The sequence below is a fragment of the Patulibacter sp. genome (genome assembly GCF_030655195.1).
GTDB lineage: Bacteria > Actinomycetota > Thermoleophilia > Solirubrobacterales > Solirubrobacteraceae > Patulibacter.
In genome coordinates this window covers 38,868-49,607 of record NZ_JAURWA010000149.1, presented here as the reverse complement: position 1 = coordinate 49,607, position 10,740 = coordinate 38,868, and the positions used below count along the sequence as shown (strand labels likewise).

At 62.8% G+C, this 10,740-nt stretch carries 3 protein-coding genes; all 3 read left to right on the top strand.

Annotated features, from left to right (window positions below; all coding sequences use genetic code 11):
* Window positions 1–38 precede the first annotated feature (38 nt).
* Genes Q7T67_RS16895 through Q7T67_RS16885 form a run of 3 tightly spaced genes read left to right on the top strand, consistent with a single transcriptional unit; the run spans window position 39 to window position 10,650 of the window.
* Window positions 39–4,031 carry an NERD domain-containing protein kinase family protein gene (locus Q7T67_RS16895; protein ID WP_304792355.1) on the top strand — a complete coding sequence of 1,331 codons (3,993 nt, stop codon included), beginning with the start codon at window positions 39–41 and terminating at the stop codon, window positions 4,029–4,031.
* On the top strand, window positions 4,028–5,566 hold the full coding sequence (locus Q7T67_RS16890) for a hypothetical protein (RefSeq protein WP_304792353.1): 1,539 nt from the start codon (window positions 4,028–4,030) through the stop codon (window positions 5,564–5,566). The genes Q7T67_RS16895 and Q7T67_RS16890 overlap by 4 nt, the downstream gene beginning before the upstream one ends.
* On the top strand, window positions 5,563–10,650 hold the full coding sequence (locus Q7T67_RS16885) for an ATP-binding protein (RefSeq protein ID WP_304792350.1): 5,088 nt from the start codon (window positions 5,563–5,565) through the stop codon (window positions 10,648–10,650). The genes Q7T67_RS16890 and Q7T67_RS16885 overlap by 4 nt, the downstream gene beginning before the upstream one ends.
* The last annotated feature ends 90 nt before the right edge of the window (window positions 10,651–10,740 follow it).

Genomic DNA, 10,740 nt, shown 5'->3' with positions numbered 1-10,740 from the left:
TGGTCGGAACACCGTCCCTAATTCGTGAGGACTGTCACGTGGCAAAGCTGATTGAGCTGGGCGAGCCGGTCAATGACGGTGAGCGAACCGTCCTGGCCGTTCTCCGCGACCTCCCGGATGGATGGGTGGTGGTGTCGAACTTCGAGATTCCACACGGCCGAAAGCCGCCCGAGTGCGACGCCCTTGTGGTTAGCCCGGAGGGCTGGGCGTATCTGCTTGAAGTCAAGGCTCTCGTGGGCGCAATCCGCGGGAACGACTCGCAATGGGAGATGCCTTCGGTCTTCGGCAAGGGCGCCGGCCTCTACTACGTCCCGAACCCCGTCCACATGGTTCGGCGCAACGCGAAGAAGCTCGCGACATGGATGAGGTCCGTCTCTGCAGCCTGCGGGAACATTCAGATTCAGCCGTTGGTTGTGGTGGTCTCGGACACTCGCCCTCAGATCAAGGGCAGGACGTCCGCCGACGTGACCGTTACCGCTGACCTACTGCAAGCGGTGAAGACCGACCCGCGCGCTCCCGGCTTTCCGCGCGCGGAGTCTCACGCCATAGATCAGGCCGTTGATGCCTTGACCAGAGACGCGCGCCCGATTGCGCCGAGTGACCGCGTAGGGGCGTGGCAGCTCTTGGAGCTGATCGAGGAGGCGGAATCGTGGGAGATCTGGTCGGCACGGAACACGATCATCGGGCCGAACGCACCTATCGCTCGGCTGAAGCGGTTTCGTTTCGATGCCCTAGCGACCGGTGACGAGCGCGAAGGACAGCTTCGGAAGGCGCGGAGGGACCTGGACGCTCTGATCACCCTCGCCGGCGCAGACGGCGTCGTCCCGATCGTCAACAACGTGGACGAGACGTCGGACTCGTTGATTGTCGTAACCGAATGGCCCTCCGGGCCTACAGTCGAGTCGCGGCTTGACTCCACAGATCTTGACGACGACGACGCCGAGGATCTGCTCGAAGCGATACTCACGGCGGTCGCGTCGGTGCATGGGCTAGGGATCGTGCACCGACGGTTGACGCCCGCGAGCTGTCACGTCTTGGCGGACGGTCGGGTCGTGCTGACAGACTTCGATTTTGCTCGGCTACCCGAGAACCCATCGGTAAGCAGGTTCCTTTCGGCGGATCTCACTGGTCCTTTTGTTGCCCCGGAGGTTCGCGGGGCGGCTCACCGCGCTACCGCCGCCTCAGACGTCTGGTCGGCCGCCGAGATCGGACTGCAACTTTTCGGGGCCCGCCCCGATGGAGGGGACCCAATCTGGAGCAAAGTTCCGAAGGGTCTGCGGGAGGTGCTTCAGAAGGCCCTTGCGGACGACCCTGATGACCGGCTGCCTAGTGCGAGCGCGTTCCTCCAGGAACTGCGCGGGCTCGGCCGGCGGGCTGCCTCTGTTGGCGTGATCGACAACTTGCTGCCGAACGACGTGCTGAAAGGCCGCTACGTCGTGCGCTCTTCCGTTGCATCCGGTGGAATCGCCCACGTCTACCGGGTTTCAGACCCTGAGACGGCGGAGGACTTTGCGGCCAAGTTCCTGCAGGAGCGGCATGAAGGCGTCGAAGGGGTCGACATCCAGACCGAATATCAGCGAGCCCGGGATGTTCCAGACCACCCGAACCTGGCATTGCCCAGGTTCATTGACACGCTCGACTCGTACAGACGAGGTACCGCTGAATTTCACGTGCGAACGAAGTTCCTCCTGACGAAGTGGGTTGTCGGCGAATCGCTACTGGACACCCTGAACGCACAGCGCTTCTCTCCTCAGCGGACGGCCGAAGTCGTCGAACGGCTGGCATCTGCACTCGATCACCTTCACAATCACGCGCTTCTTCACCGTGACGTGAAGCCGGCCAATGTGATCATGCGTCTCGATAGACGGCCGGTGCTTGTTGACTTCAACATCTCGGCCAAGACTGCCGAGGCCGGGACCACGGTTATCGGAACCAAGGACTACACCCCGCCCGACATTGGCGAGACAGGGTGGTCGGAAGGAACGGACGTCTTCATGCTGGCGGTCACTGCCTGCGAGATGATGGCTGGGCGTCGGGTTGGCGTGACCGCTTTGCCCGATTGGCTTGATCGTGTACCGCTCGATGGGCAACTCGTCGGAGTGCTGAAACGGGCGACGGGAGCCGTTGAGGAGCGCTTCCGAAGCGCGGGGGCGTTCGCGGCCGCCTTCGTGGACGCCGTGGGCTCAGTCAAGGCTGGTGAGCTGATCAGGGCGGACCCGCCCAGCCGCACGTCCGACAGCCCGAACCACAATCCCTACCGAGATGAGATCAACGCGCTGTTCAGCCAGAGTCGGACGTCGAACGCGGGGACCCGCGGACTAGACGACTTCGGGCACTGGACTTATGTTCCGACGGCCATCGACGACCAGCTCACTCAAGCCGTCGAGGCTGGTGAGCACCGACTTGTGCTGATCACCGGCAACGCCGGTGATGGCAAAACGGCATTCATCCAGACGCTGGAGCGGCGCCTCAGGGAACGAGGTGCCGACCAGTCGGTGAGGGATGCGGGGAACGGCACCACGTCAGATCTCGACGGCCGCATCTTCGAGACGAACTGGGACGGATCCCAGGACGAGGGTGGCGAGGCCAACGATGAAGTGCTTGAGCACTTTTTCCGTCCATTCGCGGGCGAAAAGGTTGCGCCAACAGGCGATCTGGTGAAGCTCATCGCGATCAACGAGGGCCGGCTGCTCGACTTCATCTCTGATGCGCAACGCCGCGCGAAGTTCCCGGCACTGAGCGCCGCGATCAACAATGTCCTCCAGGGAAAAGATTCGGGCGCCGAAGAGTGGTTGCTAGTCGTGAACCTCAACCTAAGGGCGCTGACCCTGGCGACAGATGAGTTCAGCAACGACATCGTGAGCGCCACGATCGCGCGGTTCAGTGACCCTCGGCTTTGGTCCGCGTGCGTGACGTGCGTTGCGAAGGACCGTTGCTACGCCCGTGCGAACGCCTCACTTCTCAGTGACCCCGTGTCCGGACCACGTGCAGCCGAACGAATTCGCCAGACGCTGGACGTGGTGCGGCTCCGGAGGCGGTTGCACATCACGATGCGTGATCTCCGGTCCGGACTGTCCTTTATGACTGTCGGAAACCGACCGTGTCACGAGATCGTTGACTTGGTGAGAAGGAGTGACGAGAGCGACAGTCAGGCTACTGCGCAACTCGTGGCGGGACATCTCTCGAATGCGTTGTTCGGAGCCTCACCGACCGTGACGCATCTCGGCGACCCGGCCGCACCCCGCGACAGGTTGATGTTTGCTTTGAGCGCTCTCGATGTCGGAACGACGACGACTGACCCACCCGAGGATGCGCGCGCTTGGGCCCTGGGCTCTGACGCCGGATGCTCCTCCGGAGCGGACGGACCCGACGGGCACGCACTCATGCTCGACGAGCTCCGGCAGTCGGTCAGGTCAGGCGAGATAACGGACATCGCGTTCGTCCAGTTCGTCCACGGCGGTCTGCGGCGGTTGCGCTTCCTGACGCTTGAGGGGTCCGCCTGGGCGTCGATGTTTCCGCACCGTCGCCTCACCGAGTTCGAGGCATTGCTCGAAGGAGTCGACGATGCCGCTCGAGACCGAGTCGTGCGAGCGATCTCGCACAGCGAAGGTCTCTACAACGAACGTTTCGCCGGCTCGCTCGGAATCAGCCTTGCCCCCGAGGTGGGAGGCTCGGACCGTAGTTACGTGCTGCACCAGGCGACGTCCTTTGCGTTGACAATCAAACAGGAGCGGGAGAGTGCTGGTTTCGTGGAGTACGCGCCTGACACTCTGTTGCTGCACTACACGGAACATCCCTCGGCCGTGCTTGAGATAGACCTAGACCTGTTCGAAACACTCGGCCGCATCAACGACGGGTTCGTGCCGTCTCGCGCCGAGATGCAGGGGGCGTGGCTGAACTTGAGGGTTTTTAAGGATCAGCTTGCAGCGCTACCAACGAATGCGCTGCTGCTCTCTCGCGACGACCGTGAGTTCTTCCGAGTGGTCCGGGAGCCCGGTCAGGCGACCTTGAGAATGGAAGCAGAGGCATGACGGTCCTTCGTAAGCCCCACAACGAGTTCCGGCTTGAGTTCATCACCCCCGTAGACGTCCGCGCGGTGGGCTGGGACCCACTGCTCACGCAGCTCTGGCTGCGGATTCTCCTTGACAACCGTGTGCCCGTGCGGAGGACCGTGCCTCTCAAGACGATCGCGGATCTGGCACAGGAGATGAACAATTCCGATGCGGCCGTATTCTCGGATTTCGATCTTGGGGCAGCGGAGGCGTGGCTACGTGCCGACCTCGTACGCCCCCTAAAGCGAGATCCCACTCAGTACTCTGTCGCCCGCCCGCTGCACGCAGAGGCAATCCGTCTTCGGAGCACAACGAAACATTCCGATGACTCGAACGCCTCGCTCGCCGTTTACGGCTGGCTGTGGCACGAGGACAAAGGAGTGCTCAAAGATCTCCGCAAGCTGATCGCCAGCTCTGATGGAGGCGACTCGGACATCGTGACCCTTGCTCTATCCCTTCTGGGCGACAGGTACGCACCGGACCTCGCGGCAAAACCAAACGACGAAGTGCCCGTGCCGCCTCGGCCCCTGTCGTCAAAGCGGGCCAGGCTCTACGCAGATGACGTCCGTCGTCTGATCGCTTACCGAGACGAGATGCCGCGGATGTCCTTGATCGCGCACCTTCAACGTCTCACCGGTTTTCACCTCGGTCTCGATCTCTTGACGATCTCCGAGATAGTCACCCATGTCGACGACCACGGCACCGCGCCGGCGGAGGATCCGATTCTCGATCTCGTGGTGGACTTCGGCGAAGACCGGGGAACGGAAATGGCCAAGCTGGCGGAGCGGTCGTGGCAGGTCCGAGATGAAACCCTCCAGCGCTACGTTCAGGCCCATATGGCCCTTAAGAAGCTTCACCAGTATGCAGAAGCCGCACATAAGCGAGGCGTGGCCATGCCGGAGTCGATCGATGAACTCGCTTCGAGTGAGCGGGAGGGCGACCGACCGAGATTCGACGCGTACTTCGAAGCCCAGATGGACAGTCTGCTGCAGGACAATGCGAAGGACAAAGACAATCTCACCGAACTCGAGCGGCTCGTTGACGAGTATCGATCCCTCGGAATGAGCCCGTTCAGGACGTACCACGGTTTGCTCGTCGCCTTGAAAGCAAACAACTGGGTTGGCTACCACCGGCAGTTGCTCGACTCGCTCATGGCAAAGAACACCGCGAACGGAATGCTGCGTCAGCCGCTGGGAGGCAGGAGTCGCCGCCGCGCCGCCATGGGAGCGGGGCTCCTCGAGACTTTGACTCTCGTGGCGCTGGTCCAACGGAGTAATGGAAAGTTCCATACTCAGCCGCTTCGAGTCGACGAGCTCATCACCCACCTTGAGCGCCGGTACGGCCTGTGTATCGCCACTTCCCCCGTCGCGCTTCAGAACGATTTCGAGGTGGCAAGGGTGCTAGCCAGCAACGTCGATCGGTTCAAGGCACGGTTGCGTGAGACCGGGTTGTTCAAAGATTTGTCCGATGCATTCGTGGCGCAGCTCGTCCGCCCTAGGTTCACCGTCGCATGAGTCGTTTCGAGGACACACTCATCGACGTGCTGGCGTCGCGCATTCGCGACGTCGTCGCTCGGCGCGGTCCGGGGCATTGCGCCCAGGTCCCGCACATCCCAGCGAAGCTGGCCGAAGAGGTAGCCAAGCGGTTGCACGACGATGCGCGAAGCGACGAGCGATTTTGCCTCGTCACCGCCAACCCCAAGAAGCCATGGCACGCGGCGCCGGCCAAGGTTGTCGAGCACCGGAATGAATCCGAAACTTCGGGCTTGAAGCTTGTCGTGCTGATTCCGGCGGGAAGTCAGCTGCCAGTCGAGGACAGTTTCGGGGTTACGACTTTCGAGGTGATCGACACGTCGACCCTCTACCAGGACGCCCGTGCTCAGGCGAGCCTCAAGCTCACGGAGGTCGACCCAGTCTTCGCTAAGACGGTCGAAGTCGTCGCGCGGGAGGTCCTCCGGAGAAATGACTTCGGCGTCTCCGAAAAAGCTGTCGCCCGCTTCACCAGCGACGCCCTGAGCAGGCCGAATGCACAAGGTCTCGGCAAGGCAATGTCGGCCCTGGGTTTGATCCCTGACAGCGGCCTGGTCGATGAGCCCGAAGAGGAGATTCCGTCGCGACTGCGACGGAACCTTCAGCAGATGGAGCGACTCGCGACCCCTGAGGCGGCCGCGGATCGAGTCCGCAACGTCTTCCCCGAGAGTGACGACGACGAGAGCGAGCAGGATCGGAGGAGCCTCCTAGGTGTACTTGAGCAGGCCTCGCCGGACCGGTGGGATGTCGCGCGCGGGCTCGCGGACGAGCTTGCAGACGCTCCCGCCACACGGTTGATCGAGAAGCAGGCTGCGGCCGCGTCCATAAGCCAGCTGATGTTCCTTGGGCTGAAGGGGGATCTGGACCACGATCTGGATCCCCCCACAACTCGAGGCGGACAGCCGAAGATCACCGCGTCGATCCGTTGCACTCCGCCGCCGAAGTCCATCTCGGGCCTGAGCCACCTGCGGCTGTATGTGATGCATCGGCCGGAGCGATCGAATGCCTTGATCGACGTTGGCATCCAAAAGCGTAAGGCGGTCACCTCCCTCGGCCGCGGCGGGGATCTGACCTGGAGTGTGAAGCTCGACGTCGACGACCTCGACCCCGGCACGTATGTCTTGCGCGTGGAGGCCGTTGACGAAGACAACTTCGTCCAGAAGGAGGCTGAGAGCGAGGCGTTCGTAGTAAAGGAAGCTGATCCGGGCGACGCGCCAATTGAGGCAGATGTCGGCGGAATGGCGGAGGCCTCCGTTCGAGCCCGCCGCGCCGCAGGGGGGGCCGTTGGAATGCCGCACGTCGCCTACAGCCGGCCAGCGGAGGGGGCGGCCGGATCTCTGGCTCACGATTTTGTTATGAGATTTGACGGAGCGCCAGGATCGTTTCGGATGCTCGTACCGAAGCCCCTCGCCCGCGTCGAAGAGATGGTGCTCTCTGATCCGCGGGACCCGATCAACTGGCGTCTGGACCCCGACGGAACCATCGTGGCTGATGAGACCATCGACGGTCTCCCGTCAGCTTTCCTCGACGCTAGAGAGGCCGTCGCCCGAGCGGTGTCAAGCAACCAGCTGCTTGTCGGCGACGACGTCCCTATCTGCTTGGCGACCGCAGACCTCCGCGAAGTGCAGGAGGCAGCGGTTGCCTACGCGGAAGCGTGGCGCTCAGAACTCGAGAAGTCGGATGAGGTTACGCGGCGCGCCCTGCTGAGACTTGATCAGGTACGCCTCGACGCGGCCTCGGAACTCGTTCTCGTCGGACCGTTCCATCCACTTCGGTTCCTGTGGCTCGTCCGCCATCATCAGCAGCTTCTTGAGGCGGCCGAGGTAGAGGATGTCGACGACAGCGATTGTGAACGGCTCGTACGGTTGGCTTCGAGCCTTGGCCCCGAGAACGTTCCTCACGTCATCGTCGTCGGTGGGCGCGAGCTGCGCTTCTTCGAGTCCCTCTCGCTGCAATGGGGCTTGTGGGCTCCGCCGTCTAGTTCGAACATCGCCCCGCGGGTGGCCGAGATACGACGTCGTCTGGTCGGTAACCAGAGGCGACTCGGCGGTATCGCCCCCGAGGAGATCGTGCGTAGGGTCCGCCGGTACCTCAGCACTCACCCCTACGTCTCGACGCTGCAGCTCAACGTCGTCCAACCCGGAGACGGAGCGCTCATTCTTGAGGTCCTGCTGGCTCTCCAAGCGGATGTGAGGACCGCGGACGTGCGGTTCGTCGTCCGGTTGTTCGCAGCCGATCTTCAGCGTTCCGCGACGGGCGCTGCACTCGACGCGTTCATGGCCGAGCCGGAGTCGGCCCGCGCAAAGAACAAGGACGCAGCTGACGCGCTCGTGTCGTCTTCGGGCGATGTGCTCGCCCCGAAACTGACTTACAGTAAACACGAACTCTCGACGCTTGCGGAAGCCCCGGAGCGTTTTCCCGCGCACCTCAGCGTCTTCGTCGACTGGTTCGAGCTCGACGCAGTACCGGTCCCTCCGCTGAGCGAGCGTCGATCCTTCTTCGCCGGCGGTGTTCTGATTGATCCAGTCGTGGTCTTCCGCCCTGGCGGGAATGGGATTGACCCGCAGTGGGACGAGCACGTCGTCACACCGGACTCGGACGATCCGTTTGCGGCGGCGTACCGCGGTGGTGCGCTTGCCACGGCGGAGCTCCTCGGCGCAGACGCGGGCGGCACCGTGCCAGCTGTTCGGTTGCGCTTGGGACGCGTCAAACGAGCTGTGCTCGACGCAGTACATCGGACCTCGGACTGGGTGCTAGTCCTGGACCCTGTCTTTACCGAGGAGTTTCTCGACTCGGAGAAGGATGGGAAGGACAACCCCCGCTACTTGATCGACGCAGAAGAGCGGGAACCGCTCCATTCGACGCGGAACATCGTTGTCTCGACCCGATCTAGACTCGAACTCACTGAGCTCGTCCGGCCTGCCCTAGAGGCCTACGGTCTATCTGCGTCGTCGGAGCGCGTCGAATCGCTCCTCGATTCGATGCACGCGTTGAATCCCGGACTTGCGCTGCGCCTTCTCAGTGCCCCAACCCATGCGTTGGAGGCTGTCTCCCTGGGCCTGGCGGGCATTCACCTCGAAGCCCAAGGGATCCTGCGTAAGGCGTTGGTCGTTCCTCTCGATCTGCATCAGGACCTCTTCAGGGAAGAACTTGAGCTCGGGTCCGCAGGCGTCGAGGCGCTCAGCCGTACGGACCTCGCTCTTGTCCGCCCGCGTGCAGATGCGCGCTGTCTCGAAGTTCACCTGGTCGAGGTAAAGGCTCGGAAGGACTTGCCCGGGACTCTCCCGGCTGCGTTCCTCGACGGGATCGCAGCGCAGCTGAACAACTCGCTGATGGTTCTCGGATCGACGCTTTTCGGTATGTCCGACCGACCGCAGATTGAGTTGGTGTCGGCGATGAGAACGCGCAGGTTGAGCAGGTTGCTGTCCCGGTACCTGGATCGGGCGACGAGGCATGAGCACATGGCGGCTGCAGACGCGGCGCGCGCTCGAAGTTTGATCATGTCGCTCGATAAGGGCTTCGACGTCCAGTTCGTCATGCATGCCGTTGTGTTCGACTTGGGGGACACGAGCGAGGACGAAGAGACGACCTTTGACAGGGTGGCGGTGCACCGAGTCTCTCGCGCGCGCGTTCTGCGGATGCTGGACTCGGCCCCCACACGCCTGCAGACCATCCCTTCGGCCCGTCTGGAGGTTGATGAGCCGAGCATTCTTGAGTCGACGGCGCTCGCGGAGGTGCGCGAGGTCAGGAGGATTGAGCGCCCTACGCCGCACCCTATCCTCGTGCCCGTTGCCGAGGACGACCCCGAGGTCGATGAGTCGGAGACGCTGCCTCCGGTACCGCCGGCCGAAGGTCCCGAGCCAGCAGACGTCGCTCTGATTGGCCAGGCCCTTGAAAGCGAGCAGTACGGCGTCGTAGGTCGCCACGCTGCGACCGGTCGGCCTGTGGCAATCGACGTCGATGGGACGAACGTCATCTCGATCTTCGGTGTACAAGGCGCGGGAAAGAGTTACACGGTCGGGAATGTGATCGAAGCGGCGCTCATGCGCGAGCCGGCTCTCCATCGGCTGTCGAACCCCCTCGGAGTCGTTGTCTTTCACTTCTCCACGGACCAGACGTATCTCCCCGAGTTCGCATCGATGGTGGATGCGAACGCAACGGAGGCACAGGTCGCGGAGCTCGGAGGGATGGGTGCCGCGCCGCGACCGATCGAAGACATCCATCTTGTCGTCCCAAGCGACCTCACGACAGAGCGCCACGCCGAGTTCGGAGGTCGACTGCCGGTGCATCCTCTGCTTCTGCGCCCCGATGAGTTGGTGGTGAACGACTGGAAGCTCCTCATGGGTGTTGAAGGGGGTGACCAGATGTACGTGAAGACCATCACTACACTGTTGAAGGGGCTGAGGAACGACTTGTCCCTCAAGGGTCTCAGGGATGCGATCGCTAATAGTCGCCTAACGGCCTCTCAAAAGAACATCGCCGAGACACGCCTCGATTTCGTCGCGAAGTTCGTTTCCGACTCGGGGGGCGTCACGGACCTGGTGCAGCCGGGCCGTCTCGTCATCGTCGACGTCCGCGACCCGTTCATGGAGAAAGACGAGGCGCTCGCGCTGTTCATGGTCCTGCTCCGGGCGTTCACGCAAGGTCGCGACTCGTCCGGGAAGCGATTCAACCGCCTGGTCGTTTTCGACGAGGCCCACAAGTACATGGACAACCCACGTCTCACGGGCGCAATCGTCGAGTCGATTCGGGAGATGCGCCACAAGGGGACGAGCGTTGTAATCGCCTCGCAGAACCCGCCGTCGGTACCGAGAGAGGTCATCGAGCTCTCGTCCGTAGTGGTGGCACATCGCTTCATGAGCCCGCAATGGCTGGACCACGTTAAGAAGGTCAACTCCGGGTTCGCGAGCGACGTAACTTCCCCTCAGCTCGCGAAACTGGCACCGGGCGAGGCGTTCGTCTATTCGAGTGGCGGTGACGCAATGTTCCGGCGCCCGCAGCGAGTCGTCATGCGGCCACGGCTCACTCGGCACGGTGGCGGGACGATCCGGGCTGTGGGCGAGGGCTGATGGCACTTCGCTGGATCGGTGATCTCAGCACTTGCTTCCTTCTCGAAGAAGGGTGGGCTTTTCGGTTGAAGGTCAATGAGTTCATCCTCA